General features: G+C 34.9%; 17 protein-coding genes and 6 tRNA genes. 21 read left to right on the plus strand and 2 right to left on the minus strand.

Annotation, left to right across the window (positions count from 1 at the left end):
• Positions 1 to 351: 351 nt before the first annotated feature.
• The 20 genes from queC (at position 352) to rlmH (ending at position 15,709) form a co-directional block, all read left to right on the plus strand.
• The gene (gene queC / locus BKP37_RS00205; protein WP_071307750.1) at positions 352 to 1,017 is read left to right on the plus strand and encodes a 7-cyano-7-deazaguanine synthase QueC; all 666 of its coding nucleotides are present in this window, start codon (positions 352 to 354) and stop codon (positions 1,015 to 1,017) included.
• Entirely contained in the window at positions 1,010 to 1,498 is a 489-nt protein-coding gene (gene queD / locus BKP37_RS00210) for a 6-carboxytetrahydropterin synthase QueD (protein ID WP_071307751.1), read from the plus strand. The genes queC and queD overlap by 8 nt, the downstream gene beginning before the upstream one ends.
• Positions 1,495 to 2,220, plus strand: coding sequence for a 7-carboxy-7-deazaguanine synthase QueE (gene queE / locus BKP37_RS00215; protein ID WP_071307752.1), 726 nt, complete (start codon positions 1,495 to 1,497; stop codon positions 2,218 to 2,220). The genes queD and queE overlap by 4 nt, the downstream gene beginning before the upstream one ends.
• A 3-nt stretch (positions 2,221 to 2,223) precedes the next feature.
• A complete protein-coding gene (queF, locus tag BKP37_RS00220) occupies positions 2,224 to 2,715 on the plus strand; it encodes a preQ(1) synthase (RefSeq protein WP_071307753.1) in 492 nt (163 codons plus the stop codon).
• A gap of 729 nt (positions 2,716 to 3,444) precedes the next feature.
• Positions 3,445 to 4,731 (plus strand): adenylosuccinate synthase, encoded by a 1,287-nt coding sequence (locus tag BKP37_RS00225; RefSeq protein ID WP_071307754.1) that lies wholly within the window; start codon positions 3,445 to 3,447, stop codon positions 4,729 to 4,731.
• Positions 4,732 to 5,250: 519 nt separating this feature from the next.
• Positions 5,251 to 5,326 (plus strand) — tRNA-Lys (locus BKP37_RS00230).
• 11 nt (positions 5,327 to 5,337) lie between these two features.
• Positions 5,338 to 5,412 (plus strand) — tRNA-Glu (locus BKP37_RS00235).
• 150 nt (positions 5,413 to 5,562) lie between these two features.
• Positions 5,563 to 5,639: transfer RNA gene (locus tag BKP37_RS00240), tRNA-Met, on the plus strand.
• A gap of 3 nt (positions 5,640 to 5,642) precedes the next feature.
• Positions 5,643 to 5,718, plus strand: a tRNA-Asp gene (locus BKP37_RS00245).
• A 34-nt stretch (positions 5,719 to 5,752) separates the two neighbouring features.
• A tRNA-Phe gene (locus BKP37_RS00250) sits at positions 5,753 to 5,828 on the plus strand.
• A 19-nt stretch (positions 5,829 to 5,847) separates the two neighbouring features.
• A tRNA-Thr gene (locus BKP37_RS00255) sits at positions 5,848 to 5,920 on the plus strand.
• Positions 5,921 to 6,155: 235 nt separating this feature from the next.
• The gene (locus BKP37_RS00260) at positions 6,156 to 7,670 is read left to right on the plus strand and encodes a peptidoglycan DD-metalloendopeptidase family protein (RefSeq protein ID WP_071307755.1); all 1,515 of its coding nucleotides are present in this window, start codon (positions 6,156 to 6,158) and stop codon (positions 7,668 to 7,670) included.
• Positions 7,671 to 7,938: 268 nt separating this feature from the next.
• Positions 7,939 to 8,643, plus strand: coding sequence for a response regulator YycF (yycF, locus tag BKP37_RS00265; protein WP_084034478.1), 705 nt, complete (start codon positions 7,939 to 7,941; stop codon positions 8,641 to 8,643).
• A gap of 2 nt (positions 8,644 to 8,645) precedes the next feature.
• Positions 8,646 to 10,463: a cell wall metabolism sensor histidine kinase WalK gene (gene walK, locus BKP37_RS00270; protein ID WP_071307756.1), complete on the plus strand. Its 1,818-nt coding sequence runs from the start codon at positions 8,646 to 8,648 to the stop codon at positions 10,461 to 10,463.
• 2 nt (positions 10,464 to 10,465) lie between these two features.
• Positions 10,466 to 11,833, plus strand: a complete 1,368-nt coding sequence (locus BKP37_RS00275) for a YycH family regulatory protein (protein ID WP_071307757.1) — start codon at positions 10,466 to 10,468, stop codon at positions 11,831 to 11,833.
• Positions 11,820 to 12,617 carry a two-component system regulatory protein YycI gene (locus tag BKP37_RS00280; RefSeq protein WP_071307758.1) on the plus strand — a complete coding sequence of 266 codons (798 nt, stop codon included), beginning with the start codon at positions 11,820 to 11,822 and terminating at the stop codon, positions 12,615 to 12,617. The genes BKP37_RS00275 and BKP37_RS00280 overlap by 14 nt, the downstream gene beginning before the upstream one ends.
• Positions 12,618 to 12,632: 15 nt before the next feature.
• On the plus strand, positions 12,633 to 13,427 hold the full coding sequence (locus BKP37_RS00285; RefSeq protein WP_071307759.1) for an MBL fold metallo-hydrolase: 795 nt from the start codon (positions 12,633 to 12,635) through the stop codon (positions 13,425 to 13,427).
• 113 nt (positions 13,428 to 13,540) lie between these two features.
• Entirely contained in the window at positions 13,541 to 14,761 is a 1,221-nt protein-coding gene (locus BKP37_RS00290) for a S1C family serine protease (RefSeq protein ID WP_071307760.1), read from the plus strand.
• 241 nt (positions 14,762 to 15,002) lie between these two features.
• A complete protein-coding gene (locus BKP37_RS00295; RefSeq protein ID WP_071307761.1) occupies positions 15,003 to 15,161 on the plus strand; it encodes a CxxH/CxxC protein in 159 nt (52 codons plus the stop codon).
• Positions 15,162 to 15,229: 68 nt separating this feature from the next.
• The gene (gene rlmH, locus BKP37_RS00300; RefSeq protein ID WP_071307762.1) at positions 15,230 to 15,709 is read left to right on the plus strand and encodes a 23S rRNA (pseudouridine(1915)-N(3))-methyltransferase RlmH; all 480 of its coding nucleotides are present in this window, start codon (positions 15,230 to 15,232) and stop codon (positions 15,707 to 15,709) included.
• A 1,157-nt stretch (positions 15,710 to 16,866) separates the two neighbouring features.
• Here rlmH and BKP37_RS00305 read toward each other — a convergent pair.
• Together BKP37_RS00305 and mgtE are read right to left on the minus strand one after the other, a co-directional pair.
• The gene (locus BKP37_RS00305; protein ID WP_071307763.1) at positions 16,867 to 17,733 is read right to left on the minus strand and encodes a nuclease-related domain-containing protein; all 867 of its coding nucleotides are present in this window, start codon (positions 17,731 to 17,733) and stop codon (positions 16,867 to 16,869) included.
• 499 nt (positions 17,734 to 18,232) lie between these two features.
• Positions 18,233 to 19,591 (minus strand): magnesium transporter, encoded by a 1,359-nt coding sequence (gene mgtE / locus BKP37_RS00310; RefSeq protein WP_071307764.1) that lies wholly within the window; start codon positions 19,589 to 19,591, stop codon positions 18,233 to 18,235.
• Between the two features lie 989 nt (positions 19,592 to 20,580).
• On the opposite strand from mgtE, the gene BKP37_RS00315 reads away from it, so the two are divergent.
• Positions 20,581 to 22,110, plus strand: a complete 1,530-nt coding sequence (locus tag BKP37_RS00315) for a malate:quinone oxidoreductase (protein WP_071307765.1) — start codon at positions 20,581 to 20,583, stop codon at positions 22,108 to 22,110.
• Positions 22,111 to 22,269 lie beyond the last annotated feature (159 nt).

The following is a 22,269-nucleotide window of genomic DNA, read 5'->3' on the forward strand; positions in this document are numbered from 1 at the left end:
TGAGGGGCATTTTCTAAGAAGAGTCTTATAGAAGATATATTTTTAAAAGAAATTATAAAATTTTGAAGCTAGAAAGTTGTCTAGCTCCAGGCGCCATCGGCTCGATCACTTCAGTCAAGGTTCTGACTTCACTGACTTCCTGGATTACTTCTTTGATGATGCTTCATGCTACTTTGCTTCGAGGAAGCCTACTTCGAAGCATTGCTGTCAGACGCAGAAGCACATAGATTGCGGTCAAAGGAGCAGACCGCTATTTGCCGACCTTCCAGTGTTTGGCGCCTTGCGCTTTTCTTGTAAAATTCGAGAGTTCGCGATCTCCTCTCGTTAAAAAAAACTAAGGAGTGTTTAAATATGAAAAAAGCATTGGTGGTGTTCAGTGGTGGACAAGATTCAACTACTTGTCTATTTTGGGCATTGAAAAACTTTGATGTAGTCGAAACGGTAACGTTTGATTATAACCAAAGGCATAATAAAGAAATTGATGTTGCAAAGGCAATTGCTAGTGATCTAGGTGTAGAAAATACGGTTATAGATATGAGTCTTTTAAATCAACTCACTTCAAATGCATTAACTAGAAGTGACATAGAGATAAAAGAAGGTGGAGAAGGAGAATTACCTTCAACATTTGTAGATGGAAGGAATCATCTCTTCTTATCGTTTGCAGCTATTATGGCAAAAGCCAAAGGAATAAAAAATATTATTACAGGTGTATGTGAAACAGATTTTTCAGGATACCCAGATTGCCGTGACGTGTTTGTAAAATCTTTAAATGTCACGTTAAATTTATCGATGGACTATCAGTTTGTCATTCATACACCATTAATGTGGATTGATAAAAAAGAAACATGGGCTCTTGCTGATGAACTAGGTGCCTTTGAGTATGTAAGAGAAAAAACGTTAACTTGTTACAACGGTATTATTGGTGACGGGTGCGGTGAGTGCCCAGCTTGTAAGCTCCGTAAAGAAGGATTACGTATGTATTTAGAGGAGCAAAAAGGAGGAGCAGCCGATGTGTAACAGTCATAACTTATTTGGTTTTCGTATTGTCGATAAGCTTCAAAAGTTTGGTGAAGATATTCAAAAAGAACAGCTAAGATATCATAATAAACGAGTCCTAGTAAGTAAAGAGTTCACATTTGATGCGGCTCATCATCTTCATCATTATGAAGGCAAATGTAAGAACCTACACGGCCATACGTATAAAGTCGTTTTTGGAATTAGTTCGCTAACAGATGAAATTGGTATTGCTATTGACTTTGGTGATATTAAGAAAATTTGGAAAGAACAAATTGAAATATATTTAGATCATAGATATTTAAATGAGACATTACCGCCTATGAATACAACAGCAGAAAATTTGGTTGTTTGGATTTATGAAAAAATGGCTGATTATTTAAAGAAAAGTCAATTTAAAGAGTTACAACCGAGAGTGGAGTTTGTTCGTTTATTTGAAACACCAACGAGTTATGCGGAAGCTAGAAGAGAGTGGATGGAATGAAAATACCAGTAATTGAAATTTTCGGCCCAACCATTCAAGGCGAAGGTGCAGTTATTGGTAAAAAAACTGTTTTTATTAGAACAGCAGGTTGTGATTACCAGTGCTCTTGGTGTGATTCTGCTTTTACTTGGGATGGCAGTGGCAAAGAAGACATTGCGATGATGAATGCTGAAGAGATCTTTGGAGAATTAGAGAAAATAGGGCTTGATAACTTTGAACATGTGACGATTTCAGGGGGAAATCCGGCTCTTATTAAATCATTGGGCACTCTTATTCGATTACTAAAGGAAAAAAAAATCAAGGTTGGTCTAGAAACACAGGGTAGTGTTTGGCAAGATTGGATGCTTGAGATTGACGACTTAACGGTTTCACCTAAGCCTCCTAGCAGTGGTATGGAGACAGATTTTAATAGGTTAGAAGATATAGTACAACTTTTAACTAAAAGAATAGATAATGGGCACGTTAGTATAAAAGTAGTTATTTTTAATGATAATGATTTACAATATGCAAAAGACGTTCATAAAAAATTTCCTACAGTACCTTTTTATTTACAGGTAGGGAACGAAGATTTATCTGATGAGAGTAACGAACGACTTGCTTTAATTTTAATTCAAAAATTAGAATGGCTTATTAGTAAAGTTGTCGTTGATCCAGAGTTGAATAATGTAAGAGTATTACCACAACTTCATACGTTACTTTGGGGTAATAAAAAAGGAGTGTAAACATTGAGAAAAGATCATGAATTAGAAGGTGTATCTTTGTTAGGTAACCAAAATGTTGAATATAAATTCGAATATGATAAATCAATTTTAGAGACTTTTGAGAATAAGCATCTAGACAATGATTATTGGGTAAAATTTAATTGTCCGGAATTTACAAGCCTTTGCCCAAAAACAGGCCAACCTGATTTCGCAACGATCTATATTTCATATATACCTAGTGAAAAAATGGTTGAAAGTAAATCGTTAAAACTCTATCTTTTTAGTTTTCGTAACCAAGGGGACTTCCATGAAGATTGTATCAACATTATTATGAAGGATCTAATTGAGTTGATGGACCCGAAATATATTGAAGTATGGGGTAAATTCACGCCACGAGGTGGTATCTCAATTGATCCATATGCAAACTACGGAAAAAAAGGAACAATGTTTGAAGAGATGGCAAAACAACGCATGTTTAACCATGACATGTATCCAGAAAAAATCGATAATAGGTAATCAAGCTGCTTGAGTATAGCAAGTAGTTAAAAGGCTTAGGGATTAAAGGGATCCCTAAGCCTTAATTTTGAATTGGAATTAAGGAATATAGCTAATCATGTATGCAAAGTAGAAAATAGTGCTTTAGGGTACGCGAATAGAGCATAATCAAGTATGAAAAATGGAAAATAGTGCTTTAGGGTGCGCGAATAGAGCATAATCAAGTATGCAAAGTAGAAAATAGTGCTTTAGGGTACACGAATAGAGCATAATCAAGTATGAAAAATGGAAAATAGTGCTTTAGGGTGCGCGAATAGAGCATAATCAAGTATGAAAAATGGAAAATAGTGTATTAGGGTACACGAATAGAGCATAATCAAGTATGCAAAATGAAAAATAGTGCTTTAGGGTACACGAATAGAACATAATCAAGTATGCAAAAATGGAAAATAGTGCTTTAGGGTACGCGAATAGAGCATGACTATACCGATATGGGAACTTAACCCAAATGCAATAAGAGAAAAATAATTATGGAGACTTTTATAATGATGATTTAGTTGAAACATCATTTTTTAATATACTTTTCCACAAAAAGTTTTCACGAACGAATCGTTAAATTAGTAATAAATCGTTCGGATTTTATTGACTTTACTTTAGTAAATTGTTACACTTACTATGGTTTTGAATGGATAAAATATTACAAGGAAAAAATATATATATTCTTTTAATTATTTGCGGAGGTGTACATTAATGGCATCAGTTGTTGTCGTTGGAACACAGTGGGGAGACGAAGGAAAAGGAAAAATTACAGACTACTTGTCTGAAAAAGCTGAAGTTGTAGCAAGATATCAAGGCGGAAACAATGCTGGTCACACGATTGTTTTTGATGGAAAAAAGTACAAGTTACACTTAATTCCTTCAGGTATTTTTTATAAAGATAAAATTTGCGTAATTGGTAATGGGATGGTTATTGATCCGAAAGCGTTAGTACAAGAATTACAATATTTACATGACAAAGGTGTAGATACAAGCAACTTACGAATTAGTAATCGTGCTCATGTCATACTTCCTTACCACATTAAGTTAGACATTGTGGAAGAAGAGAGTAAGGGTGACAACAAAATTGGAACAACGAAAAAAGGTATTGGTCCAGCTTACATGGATAAAGCAGCACGTGTAGGTATTAGAATTGCCGACTTACTTGATCGTGAAGAATTCGAAATGAAGCTTGAGCGTAACCTAAAAGAAAAAAATCGTATGTTTGAAAAGTATTATGAAGTTGAAGGCTTTACAAAAGAAGAAATTTTAGACGAATATTTCGAGTATGGTCAACAAATTGCACAATATGTAGATGATACATCTGTTGTATTAAATGATGCACTAGACGATGGAAGACGCGTTCTGTTTGAAGGTGCCCAAGGGGTAATGTTAGACATTGACCAAGGAACATATCCTTTCGTTACGTCTTCAAATCCAATTGCAGGTGGAGTAACAATTGGATCAGGTGTTGGACCTTCTAAAATTAATCATGTAGTTGGAGTATCTAAAGCATATACAACACGTGTTGGTGATGGGCCATTTCCAACAGAATTAGAAAATGAAGTTGGTGACCGTATTCGTGAAGTAGGGAATGAATATGGTACAACTACAGGTCGTCCACGCCGTGTCGGATGGTTTGATAGTGTCGTTGTTCGTCATGCGAGACGTGTAAGTGGTATTACAGATTTATCGTTAAATTCAATTGACGTACTTACTGGTATTGAAAAACTGAAAATTTGTGTAGCTTACAAATACCGCGGCGAAGTTATGAAAGAATTCCCAGCAAGCTTAAAAGTATTATCAGAGTGTGAGCCTGTATTTGAAGAGTTACCAGGTTGGACGGAAGATATTACAGGAGTAAAATCTCTTGATGAATTACCAGAAAATGCACGACATTATGTCGAGCGTATTTCTCAACTAACTGGAATTCCTTTAACAATCTTCTCTGTTGGACCTGATCGTAGCCAAACAAATCTTGTAAGAGGCGTGTTTGCATAAGATCTCAAGTTCAATAATGATTAAATTGGAGTACGAGTTTATTAATAACTCGTGCTCTATTTTATTAGCGTTGCTCTTGCGATTATTCGTTGCAAAAATAATTATTACGTCTAGAGCCGTGGGGCTTTCCCTTTCTTACGGAATAAGTAAAAAGGAAAAATATTTAAAGATAAAATAAGGAAATTTATGGGGAGCTAATTAATATGCAAAGAGGTATATAATTAGATAAGTTAACTGATTATAATGATAATGAAATATTTTTAGCAATAAATAACGCATTAAGACAACAAATTTCCAACGTATTTCTCATTTCTTTAGTTAGTAGTAAGGGACTTTAATGAACTCTTAATAGAGGATTCAGAAATTTTATAAAAAAAAACTTGATTTTTATTTAGTAATTGTATATTCTAGTAAAAGTGTTGCAAAAACAAGTTACATTATTTTCGAAAAAAGTTTTTTTAGAAAAAGTGTTGCATTTGTTTTTAAGATATGATATTATAAATATTGTCGTTAAGAGATGAGCCATTAGCTCAGTTGGTAGAGCATCTGACTTTTAATCAGAGGGTCGAAGGTTCGAATCCTTCATGGCTCACCATTTTCATCTTTGGCCCGTTGGTCAAGCGGTTAAGACACCGCCCTTTCACGGCGGTAACACGGGTTCGAATCCCGTACGGGTCACCAATTTTAAAATTGGTGTTGTAAAACAAGACGAAAGTGGTTATAATAGTTATTGTCGGCACGTTAATATCAAAGTAACAATTTGAAGTGTAACTGTAGGAAGAAAAAGTCAACACATCAAAAACAAGCACAAAACATTATACTTTTTATTATCGCGGGATGGAGCAGTCTGGTAGCTCGTCGGGCTCATAACCCGAAGGTCGGAGGTTCAAATCCTTCTCCCGCAACCAAATGGACCCGTGGTGTAGCGGTTAACATGCCTGCCTGTCACGCAGGAGATCGCCGGTTCGATCCCGGTCGGGTCCGCCATTTTTTGTTTTTTATTGATTGTGACTAATGTAACGGCTCGGTAGCTCAGTCGGTAGAGCAGAGGACTGAAAATCCTCGTGTCGGCGGTTCGATTCCGTCCCGAGCCACCACTAAATAAATTAATAGTATGCCGGCCTAGCTCAATTGGTAGAGCAACTGACTTGTAATCAGTAGGTTGGGGGTTCAAGTCCTCTGGCCGGCACTCTATTTTACATAAAAGTCTATCATTCATTTGGTAGGCTTTTATTTTTTGGGTACGGGAACAGAAGGTATCTGTTAAATAATAACAATAATTATACAGTTATATTACGATTATAAATTTATCAAACCGTTTTAAGCTAGATGTGTTACAATACAATAGGTTGTATGAAATTTATGATTAAAACATTAATATTACTAATATAAAAAATTGAACAAAGTAGCGTAGGAGGAGAACCATGAAACACTATAAGCACTGGTTAGATCGTCTACCAAAAGGCTTAATAGGTAAGACAAAAACAAACCTTAATTTATTGAAAACATTCACTAATAAATATAAAAAAGTCATTGGATCAGGACTATGTACAGCACTACTAGCAACAAACTTACATACTGGTTTTGTTAACGCTCAAGAAGAGGTCGAAAATAATGGTTTACAATCGATCTATCACATTTATATTGATGGTAATAGAGTAGGTTCAGTAAATGATAGTTCTTTAGTTACAAAATTAAAGAATGATATTTTACAAGAATTTAGTGGTAGTTATGAAGACCTTACATTGGTTATTGGGCAAGATATTGACATGATTCCTGAACTTGTTTTTACTTCTAGGACTAATACTGATGATACATTAGAAGAATTAGAACATAGGTTAAGTGTGAAGGCTGAATCTATATCCTTGAAGGTCGAGGATGAAGAAATTGGGTATGTAAGTAGTGAAGATGAATACCTAGAGGTAATTGAAAAGTTAATGCTTCAATATGTTTCAAAAGAGGAATTAAAAGATTTTCAGGAAGTAAAAGAAATTGACGAGCTTGATAGAAAACCTTCTGTTGGAGAGAAGATTATATTAGATATTAAGTTATCAAAGGAAATAGAACCTGGTGAAGCTGTTGTAAATCCAAAGGAGATATTATCTGTAGAGGATGCAGTAAAACAAATTAATTTAGGTACATTAGAAGATGAGGTTTATGTTGTTGAACCAGGTGATGTGCTTGGAACAATTGCTGAAGATAACAATCTTTCAATCGATGAAATCCTTGCTTTAAATCCAAAAGTTACACAAGATACATTGTTACAAATTGGTGATGAATTAAATGTTACTGTATATAAACCGATCGTAAAAGTAATTATTGAAGAAGCTTCAAAAGTTAAGGAAGAAATACCATTTCAGACAGAAACAAAAGACGATGCTAATATGTGGCGTGGTGACACGAAAGTCCAACAAGAAGGACAAAAAGGTGAACGAGTAGTTAGTTATAGTATTACCCGGGAAAACGGTAGAACGATTGAAAGAAAAATTGTTAGTGAAAATGTAACAAAAGAACCAGTAAATCGAGTAGTATTACGTGGAACAAAAGTAACCCCATCTAGAGGAACTGGACAATTAGCATGGCCTGCAGTAGGTGGATATATTTCTAGTTATCAAGGAATGCGTTGGGGGAGATTTCATAGAGGAATCGATATTGCAAGACCATCCAATTATAATATTTTAGCAGCCGATAATGGTACCGTTACTTTTGCTGGGTGGGATGGTGGCTATGGCAATAAAATTATTATTAATCATAATAATGGTATGAGAACGTTATATGCTCATTTGGCTTCAATGGATGTCAAAGTAGGGCAAACTGTTGCTCGAGGACAAAAGATTGGTGTGATGGGTACAACTGGTAATTCAACTGGTATCCATTTACATTTTGAGGTTTATCAAAATGGAGAATTAAAAAATCCAATGGATTTTTTAAATAGATAATTTGTATAGTGGCTTTTAGCCTTTAAATTAATTAAAAGAATATATATTCGAGGTCTGGTAACTTCAACTTGTGTAGACGTGATAAAAACAAATGTTTTGTCGTGTTACGTCGATAGTTGTAGTTGCCAGACTTTTTATATGGTACCCAGATTGTAGTGGACAAAAAAGCTTTCATAATATGATAGAATATAGTTGAAACTTAAATCAGTAATATATTTGAAACAGTAAAATCAGACACTTTCTATAAAAATCGGGAGTTGAAAATAAAATGGTGAAGAAAATCTTAGTAGTTGATGATGAGCAGCCGATTGCAGATATTTTAAAGTTTAGTCTAGAAAAAGAAGGCTTTTTTGTTGAGTGTGCTTATGATGGGGAAGAAGCGGTAAAAAAAGTTGCTAGTTTAGTTCCAGATTTAATTTTACTAGATATTATGTTACCACTTAAAGACGGTATGGAAGTATGTCGGGAAGTCAGAAAAAAATATGATATGCCAATTATTATGCTCACAGCTAAAGATTCTGAGATAGATAAAGTACTAGGTCTTGAACTTGGAGCAGATGACTATGTAACAAAGCCATTTAGCACTAGGGAGTTGTTAGCTAGGGTTAAAGCTAATATAAGACGTCACCAACAGCAACCAGAAGAAGTAGTACCTGAAAAAAAAGAGTTGAATATAGGTTCGCTGATCATTCACCCTGATGCGTATCAAGTTACAAAACGTGGGGAAGCTATCGAATTAACTCACCGAGAATTTGAATTAATCTATTATTTAGCAAAACATATGGGACAAGTTATGACTCGTGAGCATTTATTGCAAGCAGTGTGGGGATATGATTACTTTGGTGATGTTCGCACTGTCGATGTAACTGTAAGGCGACTAAGGGAAAAGGTAGAGGACAATCCTAGTCATCCTAATTGGATTATTACACGTAGGGGAGTAGGATATTATTTAAAGAACCATGAGGAGAATTAATTATGCATAAAGTCGGTTTTTTTAAATCGATACAAGTAAAAATAGTTATTATATACGTATTACTGATTTTAATAGCGATGCAAGTGATTGGCGTTTATTTTACAAAACAGTTAGAAGAGCAACTTGTAGAAAACCATTTTGAAATGTTAGAAGAACGGGCAAATTTATTGGCTTATAATATCGAACAAGAAATGAAAAAAACTAGAGATGAAACGACGTCTAGTTTAAATGATGATATCGATGTATTATTGCGAGAGTTCTTTTCGATTGAAAATGCAGAAGTACAGGTTATTGATAAACACAAAGTAGTTTTAAGTGTTTCTAATTTTCAAAAGCGCCACGTTGTTGGGCAGAGAACGACAGAAGTACGTGTGAAAAGAGCTTTACTTGGAGCAAAAGATAGAGATATTCTCCGTGATCAAACAACAGGACACAGAATGCGGGTTTTAGCTATACCTGTTATTTCAAATAATGAAACGATTGGAGCAGTTTATATTGAGGCTTCAATAGAAGAAATATATGAGCAAATGCAACAAATTAATCAAATATTAATGACGGGTACGTTGATTGCTTTAGTCATTACTGGTGGTTTAGGAATACTTTTAGCTCAAACCATTACAAGGCCAATATTAGATATGCGAAAACAAGCGCAAGTATTGGGAATAGGGGACTTTTCAAGAAAAGTTCATGTATATGGTAAAGATGAAATAGGTCAGTTGGCGATTACGTTTAATGAACTAACTACCAAGTTAAAAGAAGCAAACGCTACTACAGAAGCGGAAAAGAGGAAGCTAAGTTCAGTTCTTTCCCATATGACAGATGGGGTTATTGCTTCGGACAAAGAAGGTAGTATTATATTAATGAATAAACAGGCTGAGAATTTATTGAATGTTTCTCAAGAGGAAGTTCTAGGTAAGTCAATCGTTAAATTGCTACGAGTATTTAATGATAGAACGATAGATGATTTGTATCGAAACCCTGGTTCTTTGTTGTTGGATTTTAGTGAGAAAGAAAAAGAGTATATATTAGAAGCAAATTTCTCTGTTATTCAAAAAGAAGATGGTAGTTATAACGGAATTATTACTGTTATACATGATGTTACTGAGCAAGAAAAAATTGAACAGGAACGTCGAGAGTTTGTAGCAAATGTATCCCATGAATTAAGAACCCCTTTAACTTCAATGAAAAGTTATCTTGAGGCTCTTGAGGATGGCGCATTACATGATCCAACTATTGCTCCTAAATTTTTAAATGTAGCTCAAACTGAAACAGAACGGATGATTCGTTTAGTAAACGATTTACTCCAACTTTCAAAGATGGATAGTAAAGATTACCGACTATATTTAGATACCATTGATATGACAAAGTTATTAAATAGTGTCATTGATCGATATGAGCTAGTTTCTGATAATGATAAGATTTATTTTCATAGGGATATACCTAGTCATACGACTTTTGCTACCGTTGATAGGGATAAAGTTATTCAAGTTCTCGATAACATCTTATCAAATGCTATTAAGTATTCTCCAGAAGGCGGGGAAATTTCAATATCTTTAAAAGAAAACGAAAAAGATTTTAGTATTAGTGTTAATGATGAAGGGGTAGGAATACCAGCCGAAAACTTGCCACAAGTTTTTGATCGTTTTTATCGTGTTGATAAGGCTCGTTCGCGAAAATTAGGTGGAACAGGGCTTGGGTTAGCAATAGCAAAACAAATTGTCTCGGCTCATGGTGGGAGCATTTGGGTAAGTAGTGAATGGAATATTGGTACAAGGATTACATTAACTTTACCTTATTCGGCAGAAAAAGGTGGTGAGTAGTAATGATTGAACATGTGAAAACCGTCATTCTATGGCTCCTAATTTTACTCAGTGTGTTCTTAACGTATCAAATTTGGATTTTTCAGCCGAATTATAGAGTATTACAGAGTACAGAATATATTGATCGTACTCAAATTGGCGATGAAAAAGGCTTAGATCAGGTAATTAGGCCAAAGCAGATTGTTCTTTATAATGATGGATTATCATTTTCACCCATTGGAAGCTTAGAGTACATTCAAAAATATTATGATGAGTATCATGGGGTATCAGTAGAACAAATAACTGTTACTACTAATTTTATAGATATAGAGATTGATGAGGAATTCAAAGGGATAGAATTTATTTTTCCATCGAGTATTCCATTTGAAGCGTTAAATGAGTTTTTTCATTTCAACAATAATAAAAGTAGTTTTATTAGAAATATAGATAGGATTGTTTTTTTTATTGAATCTAGTGATGGTAAAGAACAAGTTCATGCACGGTTAATTTCTAATAATGAGCAAGTCGTAGCCAATGCCATAACAAATATTTCTGCAGAGAGCTTTAGAGAAGATATAACGGTTGATGATAAAAACGGAAGTTACTATGAAGTATTCCCATATAATATCGTTAATTATGGTAGTGGCTTTATGGGAACCGTGTTTTTACCTGAAGATGATTTAATGATAAATAGTGGCACATATTTAGCAAAAACGATATCTGCTGAACATTTTAAACAATCACTATTCAGTGATCCCAGCTTTGTAAAAAACTATTTGCAGTCAAATGGCGAAGAATCCTTCACAGATGGAAATAGAATGATGAATGTATTAAATAACGGTAATGTTTTGCAGTATATTAATCCTGTTTTTGGTGATGGGATTGACCGAAATGATAAACATATTTTATTTACTGGACTGGATTTCTTGAATGGTCACGGTGGCTTTACTAATTCGTATTACTATGATTCTGTAAAATCAGTAGGTGACAAGGATGAGATTAATTTTCGACTCTTTGTTGACGGAATTCCGGTATATCGTGCCAACTTTTTTGAGATAAATAACTTATATGAAATCACACTACAGCGAGGGAGTGGAAACCGTATAGAACAATATAAGCGGCCACTGTTTTTCGTTGACGAAGAACCTATTAATCTTGGCGAGTCTACGATATTACCCTCTGGTTATGAAGTTATAAAAGCAATAAATAATAAAGAGGATTTTAATCCATATTTATTAACAGATATTAGTGTAGGGTATATGATGGTTAAACGACAGTCATTTGTTATTTTAGAGCCGAGATGGTTTATTTACTACAATAATAGTTGGGAAGTCGTAAATGTTGTTAATGGTATGGAAGATAGTGAGGTGATAACCGATGGATTGGAGTAGAGCAAAAACAATTTTCATTATTACTTTCTTATTGCTTAATATTTTCCTAGGTTATCAACTAAATGAAAAAAAAGATGCTAGTAATATTAATTTTCTATTAGAAGCTACGATACAAGAACGACTTTCGGAAATGAATATTGTTATTGAGGCAGAGTTGCTCGATGAACAGCTTACCGGAACTTATATAAGTGGTGCAGTTGAAGTGCCTTTGGATAAAGAAGTCGAGAGGAAAAAAAATTCTCAAAAAGTTGTGGAAGTCAATGATGATGGAATAGTAGTTAGTTTAAATAATCCGCATTCTTTCAGGCAAAAAGATGGACCTATTCAAGAGCAAGCAAAAGAGTTTGTTCTACAACATATCAATTTTGGTCAACATTATCGTTTTAGTCATTATGATTCTAAGTTAAAGCAAGTGTTTTTTTATCAAACGTATCAAGGCAAAAAAGTTGATAATTATGAAAGTGGACGATTACCACTTCTTTTACAACTAAACAATGATTTTGAAGTTGTTATGTATGAACAAAATTATTTGACGATTCAACCAATCCACCCCCCAGGCAAGGAACAAGAGCTGCTTTCAAGTATGAGAGCAATAGAGAAACTATTTAACCAACAGCTTATTCCGCCAGATAGTGTAATCACAAAGATTGAGTTGAGTTATTATAGTTTTTTTAAGCCACCTCAAGGGGAGGTTCAGGTTTTTGCGCCAATGTGGAATATTGGTGTAAATGAACAGATTTATTATGTAAATGCGATCGATGGCGCCATTCAAAATATACAATAATGAGGAGAAGCATAGATGAGTTTAACATTCAGTGTATTAGCAAGTGGCAGCTCAGGAAATGCCATTTATGTTGCTACCGAAAAAAAGCGAGTTTTAGTTGATGCAGGTTTAAGTGGCAAGGCGATGGATCAATTATTCAAAAAGATTGACTGTTGTCCAAGTGAGTTGGATGCAATATTAGTTACGCATGAACATAGCGATCATATAAAAGGGGTTGGTATACTAGCAAGAAAATATCAAATTCCGATATATGCCAATGAAAAAACTTGGAAAGCAATGGAGCCTGCTTTAGGAAACATTTCAACTGATCAAAAGTTTATTTTTCATATGGAAGAAACAAAAAGTTTTGAAGACTTAGATATTGAGTCTTTTGGTGTTTCACATGACGCAGCAGAGCCGATGTTTTATGTATTTCATCATGAAGGAAAAAAGCTTTCAGTTATTACTGATACTGGATATGTCAGTGAACGAATGAAGGGAACAATTAAAGATTCAGATGTCTATATTTTTGAATCGAACCATGATATGAATATGTTACGAATGGGGAAATACCCTTGGAGTGTAAAAAGGCGCATTTTAAGTGATGTTGGGCATGTTTCCAATGAAGATGCAGCGATTGCTATGTCAGAGGTTATTGGAACAAAACCAACTCGTGTGTATTTAGCACATTTAAGTCAAGACAATAATATGAAGGATTTGGCTCACTTGACTGTAAAACAGACGTTAGCTGAACAAGGGTTAGAAGTAGGAAAATCTCTAAAGTTATTTGATACAGATCCAGCTAAGCCCACTGAGTTAGTTGAGGTTTAAAACTTCAATTTTCGGGAATACAGGAAAAATAAAAAAATCTTAAATGAAATACTGGATTTTTTCATGAATTTTGGTAAATTATATTTTGGATAAAATAATAAGGAGGGTACCAGGTGGGATATTACGATGAGCATTATCAAACAGAAACAAGAAGTAAACGAAAAAATGTAAAAAGTATAGGAGTTACAGCTTTCTTTAGTTCAGTAGTTGGAGCTTTGCTTGTCATCTTTTCTGTTCCATTTCTCTCCAGCTACGGGTTGCTACCTTATGAAGTAGTTCCAAAAGGCCAAAGCGCTGAAACTACTTCACTAGAACCGATACCAGCTTCCTCACAGGTAGATAGTACATTAAACATAACCGTTAATTCAGATATAACAGAAGCGGTAGAACGTGTTTCAGATGCAGTTGTAGGTGTTATTAACTTAAAACAATCAAGTTTTTGGTCAACCTCCCAAGGAGAAGGAACAGGCTCAGGTGTTATTTATAAGAAAAATAATGGTCATGCATATGTAGTGACAAATCAGCATGTTATAGATGGAGCACAACAAATAGAAGTGAGTTTAAGTAATGGTTCAAGAGTTCCAGCAGAACTACTTGGAGCAGATATTATAACCGATTTAGCCGTACTAAGGATTTCAGCAGACGATGTTGAAACAGTAGCAGAATTCGGTAATTCCGAGCTATTGAGAGTAGGAGAACCTGCGATTGCTATTGGTAACCCATTAGGATTACAGTTTTCTCGTACGGTTACACAAGGAATTATTAGCGCGACTGAAAGAAGTGTTCCAGTTGATTTAAATAAAGATGGACGTGTTGACTGGGAAGCAGAGGTATTACAAACAGATGCAGCTATTAACCCAGGTAATAGTGGTGGAGCTCTGATAAACATCCAAGGACAAGTAATTGGGATTAATTCTATGAAAATTGCCGGGTCTGTTGAAGGAATTGGTTTTTCTATTCCTAGTGCTATTGCTGTTCCTGTTATTGAAGATCTTGAGCAGTACGGTGAAGTTCAACGTCCGCAAATGGGAATTGTCATTCGTTCTCTTTCAGAAGTACCAAGTTACCATTGGAAAGAAACATTTAAGTTACCTGATGATGTGAAAGCGGGTGTTATATTAGAAAGAGTCGAACCAATGAGTCCAGCAGATCGTGCAGGTCTAGATCAGTATGATGTAATTGTAGAGCTAGATGGACAAAAAGTTCAAGATACACATGATTTACGTAAACATTTGTATACGAAAAAGAATATTGGTGACGACCTCGAAGTAACTTTTTATCGAGATGGTAAGAAGCACACCGTGACCTTCACGTTAACAAAGCAAACATTATAGTTAATAGTAGAAAGCCTACCAGTTTATTTTGCTGATAGGCTTTCTTTTGTGTTGAATACCTATTTCATTATTATTTGCCTGTTGATTGTGGAAAACTAAAATGTGGAGTAATAGTTGTGTATAAACAGAAATAGCAATAATTTTTATGAAATTTAATCATCTGTGGATAATGCTGTGGAAAACAGTTAAAATGAGGTAATGATTGCGAATTTGAATATTTATCGTCGAAGGAGAGAAGAACGTGTATTATTGTTGTGAAAATCATGTCGAACTAGCAATGGATATTGTTGTTGATGAACAAGAAGTTGCTCCGGTATTAGAAAAAATAGAAGCGAAAAACGAGTTATCCACAACGTGTCATTTTTGTACAGACAAGGCTATTTACAAAATAAGTGGATAAAAAAATACGATTTATGTGGATATGTGGATAAACTATGTGGATAACATTTCTAGGTGGGGAAAAAAACTGTGAATATCTCAATTGTAACGGTAGGTAAGTTAAAAGAGAAATACTTGAAAAATGGAATTAATGAATATATAAAGCGTTTAAGTTCTTATGCGAAGGTAGAAATCGTGGAAGTTCCAGATGAAAAAGCTCCTGAACAATTAAGTGAAGCGGAAATGCTTCAAGTAAAAGAAAAAGAAGGAGAGCGTATTTTAACTAAAGTGTCTCAAGATGCATACGTCATTGCGTTAGCGATCGAAGGAGAAATGTGGGGTTCAGAAAAGCTAGCTAAGGAACTAGACAAGCTTGCGACTTACGGACGCAGTAAAGTAACCTTTATTATTGGAGGTTCTCTTGGATTAAGCGCAGCAGTTATGCAGCGCGCTGATGCAGCGTTGTCATTTTCTAAGATGACATTTCCGCATCAGTTAATGAGATTGTTCTTGGTGGAGCAAGTGTACCGGGCGTTTCGGATTAATCGGGGAGAACCGTACCATAAGTAAATGAGGTTCTATTTCGATCCCAGAAGTAGACCAATGAGGCCAAATTTCAAACTAGAACCAAGAGGAAAGGCCTTCATAGTGTATCTGAAGGCCAAATTTGCAAAAAAGAATAAGAGTGATGTCCTTCATAGTAGGAATGAAGGACAAATTTGGAAAAAAGAATAAGGGTAATGTCCTTCATAGTAGAGATGAAGGCCAAATTTGGAAAAAAGAATAAGGGTAATGTCCTTCATAGTAGGGATGAAGGACAAATTTCAAACTAGAACCAAGAGGAAAGGCCTTCATAGTGTATCTGAAGGCCAAATTTGCAAAAAAGAATAAGGGTAATGTCCTTCATAGTAGGGATGAAGGCCAAATTTGCAAAAAAGAATAAGAGTAATGTCCTTCATAGTAGGGATGAAGGACAAATTTCAAACTAGAACCAAGAGGAAAGGCCTTCATAGTAGAGATGAAGGACAAATGTGCAAAAAAGAATAAGGGTAATGTCCTTCATAGTAGGGATGAAGGACAAATTTCAAACTAGAACCAAGAGGAAAGGCCTTCATAGTAGAGATGAAGGCCAAATTTGCAAAAAAGAACAAGAGTGATGTCCATCATAGTAGGAATGAAGGCCAAATTTGCAAAAAAGAATAAGAGTGATGTCCTTCATAGTAGGGATGAAGGACAAATTTCAAACTAGAACCAAGAGGAAAGGCCTTCATAGTAGGAATGAAGGCCAAATTTGCAAAAAAGAATAAGAGCGATGTCCTTCATAGTAGAGATGAAGGCCAAATTTGCAAAAAAGAATAAGAGTAATGTCCTTCATAGTAGGGATGAAGGACAAATTTGGAAAAAAGAATAAGGGTAATGTCCTTCATAGTAGAGATGAAGGCCAAATTTGCAAAAAAGAATAAGGGTAATGTCCTTCATAGTAGGGATGAAGGACAAATTTCAAACTAGAACCAAGAGGAAAGGCCTTCATAGTAGAGATGAAGGACAAATGTGCAAAAAAGAATAAGGGTAATGTCCTTCATAGTAGAGATGAAGGACAAATTTCAAACTAGAACCAAGAGGAAAGGCCTTCATAGTGTATCTGAAGGCAAAATTTGCAAAAAAGGGCTAGGATATAGTCTTTCAAAAAGGGACCTTATAAATAAATGATAATTTTAAAATCGATTTTATTCATAATAAGACCATTGATGTACCCCGACTATAGTAAAATTTTTTTCTAAAACTCTTCTTATCCTCTTTTTAGAATTCACCACTTTACACCAGTCATGAATGATATTTGTAGTAATTTTTTGATTAGGGAAAAGAAGCTTAAATTCATTCACATTTCGCAGTACAGAAGTTGCAACCACTTCTTCGTGTCCACATTTTTTACAAACACATTTCCTTCCCTCAATAGTAATTGAAAATGAGGAGCACGTGGCACAAGAGATTCCTTTTTGCAGATGGTCATAATCATAAGAGGGTAATAGTTTAAAGGGAGAGTCATTTATATGCAATGAAATTAATTGATCAGCTAGAACCTTGTGTTTTTCATTTAACTTTGAAGATATTTTATTTAATTTTTCTAAATATCTATTAATCTGAGTCGGAAAAATAAACGGTTTGTTTAGGGGTGTTTGGTATAGTGTGAATTCGGGGTTGATAAAAATGACATAAGCATAAATCGGTAAACTAAATCCAAGATTTTGGAGTAACTGACGTAACAGAGATTCACTTCTACTCAATTGGATTAGTGGATTATTAATTTCAAAATTGGGGGCCTTGTATAATCTCTCTGATTCGTAATAATAATCACCTTCATAATTTTTCACTTCGAAAATGTAGATGGATTCTTGAAAAATTATTAGTGAGTCGATTTGAAATATGGTGTTATTTTGTTTGAGTAGCAAATCATTTAATATTAAGCATTCACACTGAATTTTTTCTGTCAATGCATCAAATATCTTCTCGCCATCATACCCCTTTTTAAGATTGAAAAAGTGTTGCTTCTCTTTTTCGGACAAACTCATTCGAGTATTTAAGTATTCCAGAATAAGTAGTTCAGCAGATTTATTACGGGATTTATATGGGCATAGTCATCATCCTTTCCTTTTTAATACTTCGAATCTATTATACATAATATACTGAATAATTAATAAAAAATTATTAACCAGAGGCCCAAAAAATACAGAGTAACCGATAAATTTTTGAAAGGATTTTGGTTATTTAAAAAGTTCGGATTAGATAACAAAGGATGTCGGAGAGCTATATCAAATAAAATTGTTATATCAGAGGGGGAATGGTGATCGGTACTACCAATAGTAGAAAAGCAGAGAATAGAATTGATTATCAATAAAGTGCTATTAGAATAACTAGCCTGACTAATAAATCAAAAAAAGGAAGCCTTTATGCGAGTGTACTTGAAGTTACTAGACGAATGATAAAACTAAATACAAAGACGACTTATATCCCAGTTAAAGGAGAAAAAGTCGTCTTACTTTTATTTTAAAATCTTTTTGACTGTTAAAAATAAAAGTGTTTAATAGCTTAGTTTTACATTAGTCTTACAATAAACGCTGTAGCAATACCGAAGTATATGAGTAACGATAAAATATCGTTTATCGTTGTGATAAGAGGTCCTGATGCCACGGCAGGGTCAACTTTTAACTTATATAGGATTAGGGGAATGATCGTCCCTGCTAATGTACCAATAATTAATGTAATTAGTAATGAACTGCCTACCACGAGGCCAAGTGTGAAATTTCCACGCCAAACAAACGCAATAATGGAAATTAAGATACCACAAGTGATCCCAATGATGATGCCTACCCATAATTCACGAAATACTAATTTAACAACTTGCTTTATATTTAAATCTTCCGAAACTAATCCTCTAACCACGACAGCTAGTGATTGAGTACCAGTATTTCCTGTCATACCTGCTATTAGGGGCATAAAGAATGCTAAGGCTACTACTGCTTCTAATGTTTCTTCAAAGCTACTTATTATACCACCTGATATAAGACCAATAAATAATAATAAAATGAGCCAAGGGAGACGTCGATATGCAGCGACTAATGGTTTTGTGTTAAAATCAATCGCTTTACCAGATGCAGATAATTTTTCTATGTCCTCATTTGCCTCTTGAATAACAACATCGATTATGTCATCGACTGTGATAACCCCAACTAACCTATTATCTTCTTCCACAACTGGTAAGGATACAAAGTCATAACGAGTAATTAATTTCGCAACTTCTTCCTGATCTGTATAAACATCTGCCATCACAACTCTACTATACATAATTTCTTCAATTTTATCTTGTAGGTCTGCTAGTAGAAGGTCCCTATAAGAGACAACCCCTACTAACTTTTTCTGCTCATCTATAACATAAAGGTAGTTTAAGTATTCTGCAAGTTCAGCGAAATGCTTCAATTTGTCAACGGCCTCACGAATTGTAAAATGTTTCGGAATCCAGACATATCGATTGTTCATAATTCTACCGGCTGTTTCAGGTGGATAATTCATTAGATTTTGAACAATTTCAGATTCCTCTTTTTTCATTTCTGAAAGTAGTTCTTCTATCTTCTCTGGTTCTAGTTCGGAAAGTAAGGATGCCAAATCATCGTTTTCCATAAGGTCTAGAACTTTTGTTGTTTTTTCAATTCCTAATTTTTGAAGAACTTCTAGTTGGTCGTCTTTAACTAATTGTTGCATTAAATCAGTAAGTTGCTCAATGGATAAATATAGCAGAAACTTATTTCGGTGTTTATTTGGAATGTTAAGATATTGCTGTGCCATATCGTAAGGCTGCAATTCATCTATTATTTCTTGGAATTTCGTTTTCTTTCCTTCTTTTAAGGATTGAATAAGTGCTAGTAAAATTTCATTTTCAGTCATGGCTAAAGACATAACAATCCCTCCGTTCTATAAAAATTAAGATGATAAGTGTAGTTAAAAAACATACCGAAAAGTGTATAAATTTCTTTTTTGTTTTATTAGAATTCCACCTAAAGTCACAGGTATGTAAAGTAAGAAAGAAAAGCGTAAAGCAGTATTTTGCATAATCAGAATTTATAAATTTCTAACTTGGAAACTGTCTAGCTTCAGCGCCCTATCGACTAGAAAGCTTCCTTCGTCTCGTCTACGATAAGTCGAGAACGAAAGTCTAACGACTTTCGACTCTCCTATATCTCACTCGACTCAGTCCAGCTTATTACGTCTAGAGCTGCGGCGCTTGCGCTTTTCTTGTTTCATACAAACTATAATGGTTGCCTCCGAAAGACTAACCGGGAATAAGTGTAACTACTGTAACAATCATATTGACCTCACTATAAATAGTTTTCCATAAAATTAAAACATTACACGAGAAATTCGCCAGGGCTACCATTAGAAAGTTTATCATAATTATTCTTCAACTTTAAGATTTGTTGAAGAATAATTATTAATCCTAAAATATGTACTTATAAACTAGTGTTACTTTATCGGTGTTATTAGGTATTGTTAAGTAATGCCGTTTTGAAGGTTCAATAATATTTAATCATTAATGTCCTTTTAATTGAGTGAATTTCATTATTACTAAAATCGAGCTCTACTAAGCTATATATCGCCTTTGACCATACATTGAGTGGGCTTAAGTCTCATGTTTTAATCCCTATATCTTTTGGTGAATCGATCGTCCCACAAGTAAGGCTTTATTTTTTTCAAGGGACTTGTGGGTGCACTTCTCACTTATTTCCAGCTATTAAATAGATTATAAGTATTAAATAATAGTAAATAAATATTTTAATATTCTAACAATACTGATACAATATAATAAGGTTATAATTGATCGAGAGTAAAGTTGTGTGACCAGTAAGTAGGAGCGCCTACTCTAAATATAGGGGATAAGGAAGGTAAAAATGAGCAACAGAGAAACTAAAACAGACGTTATCTTAATTGGAGCCGGAATTATGAGTGCGACTTTGGGGATACTTCTGAAAGAATTAGTACCGAACTGGAAAATTACCGTATTTGAGAAGCTCGTAAACGCAGGAGAGGAAAGCTCGAACGAATGGAATAATGCCGGAACGGGGCATGCCGCATTGTGTGAGCTGAACTACACGGATGAAAAACCAGATGGATCTGTAGATATTACTAAAGCTATAAAAATTAATGAACAGTTTCAGGTTTCAATGCAATTTTGGTCTTATCTTGTAAACAGTAAGCTGATAGATAATCCAGAGGACTTTATTATGCCATTGCCTCATATGAGTTTAGTGCAAGGAAAACAAAATGTAACGTTTTTAAAGAAGCGTTTTGAAGCACTGACAAGAAATCCTCTTTTCAAAGGGATGGAATTTTCCGATGATCCGGAAAAACTGATGGAATGGTTTCCTCTTATTATGCAAGACCGCGCATCGAATGAACCTATAGCGGCGACCAAAATCGACTGCGGAACGGATGTCAATTTTGGTTCTTTAACGCGTATGTTGTTTGACTACTTAGATAGTAAAAATGTTGATGTAAACTACCAACATAGTGTTAGTGATATTAAACGTACTAGCGATGGCTTGTGGGAAGTGAAAGTGCGGAATTCGGGTAGCGGTATTGTTGAACGGCATACCGCAAAATTCGTCTTTATCGGAGGCGGTGGAGGAAGCCTACATTTACTGCAAAAATCCGGTATTCCTGAAGGAAAACACATTGGGGGATTTCCAGTAAGTGGAATATTTATGGTGTGTAATAATCCGGATGTTGTAGCGCAGCATCATGCAAAAGTCTACGGCAGAGCTAAAGTTGGTGCTCCGCCAATGTCTGTTCCGCATCTTGATACACGGTTTATCGACAATAAAAAATCGTTGTTATTTGGACCATTTGCTGGCTTCTCACCAAAATTCTTAAAATCTAGTTCAATGTTCGATTTAGTCACTTCTATAAAACCGGACAATCTCTTAACGATGTTGTCGGCAGGCGCAAAAGAGATGTCATTGACAAAATACTTGATTCAGCAAGTTATGTTATCGAAAGAACAGCGTATGGAAGAGTTACGTGAGTTTATCCCGAACGCCAAAAGCGAAGAGTGGGATTTTTTGGTAGCAGGCCAACGTGTGCAAGTTATCAAAGATACTGATGATGGCGGCAAAGGAACACTTCAATTTGGTACAGAAGTGATTAATGCTGCTGATGGCTCAATCGCAGCATTGCTTGGTGCTTCTCCAGGTGCATCTACTGCCGTTCACGTCATGCTTGAGGTTTTAGAAAAATGCTTCCCTGAACATATGCAAGAGTGGGAACCAAAAATAAAAGAAATGATTCCTTCTTATGGCATATCGCTAATGGAAAACCCAGATCTTCTGCAGGAAATTCATACTTCAACAGCAGAGACACTAGGATTGGTGAGTAAAGAACGAACAAATTCGAAAAAGAATCGTATATTAGTTGAAGTATAAATTCATGCCTATATAAAAAGAGGCTGGGACAAAACCCACCTCTGAAATGAAAAAGCCGGTGAAATTTTACGACGAGTAAAATTTCACCGGCTTTGATTATTTTTGTAATAAAATAAGGACAACTTCTGATAAAATTAAGTTACCAAGCCAAATCTAATC

The sequence above is a fragment of the Anaerobacillus alkalilacustris genome (assembly GCF_001866005.1).
Classification (GTDB): Bacteria; Bacillota; Bacilli; order Bacillales; family Anaerobacillaceae; genus Anaerobacillus; species Anaerobacillus alkalilacustris.

Excerpts from the sequence above, each read along its gene's own strand:
- queC (WP_071307750.1), top strand. The coding sequence starts at position 352 with ATGAAAAAAGCATTGGTGGTGTTCAGTGGTGGACAAGATTCAACTACT.
- queD (WP_071307751.1), top strand. The coding sequence starts at position 1,010 with ATGTGTAACAGTCATAACTTATTTGGTTTTCGTATTGTCGATAAGCTT.
- queE (WP_071307752.1), top strand. The coding sequence starts at position 1,495 with ATGAAAATACCAGTAATTGAAATTTTCGGCCCAACCATTCAAGGCGAA.
- BKP37_RS00225 (WP_071307754.1), top strand. The coding sequence starts at position 3,445 with ATGGCATCAGTTGTTGTCGTTGGAACACAGTGGGGAGACGAAGGAAAA.
- BKP37_RS00260 (WP_071307755.1), top strand. The coding sequence starts at position 6,156 with ATGAAACACTATAAGCACTGGTTAGATCGTCTACCAAAAGGCTTAATA.
- yycF (WP_084034478.1), top strand. The coding sequence starts at position 7,939 with ATGGTGAAGAAAATCTTAGTAGTTGATGATGAGCAGCCGATTGCAGAT.
- walK (WP_071307756.1), top strand. The coding sequence starts at position 8,646 with ATGCATAAAGTCGGTTTTTTTAAATCGATACAAGTAAAAATAGTTATT.
- BKP37_RS00275 (WP_071307757.1), top strand. The coding sequence starts at position 10,466 with ATGATTGAACATGTGAAAACCGTCATTCTATGGCTCCTAATTTTACTC.
- BKP37_RS00280 (WP_071307758.1), top strand. The coding sequence starts at position 11,820 with ATGGATTGGAGTAGAGCAAAAACAATTTTCATTATTACTTTCTTATTG.
- BKP37_RS00285 (WP_071307759.1), top strand. The coding sequence starts at position 12,633 with ATGAGTTTAACATTCAGTGTATTAGCAAGTGGCAGCTCAGGAAATGCC.
- mgtE (WP_071307764.1), bottom strand. The coding sequence starts at position 19,591 with ATGTCTTTAGCCATGACTGAAAATGAAATTTTACTAGCACTTATTCAA.
- BKP37_RS00315 (WP_071307765.1), top strand. The coding sequence starts at position 20,581 with ATGAGCAACAGAGAAACTAAAACAGACGTTATCTTAATTGGAGCCGGA.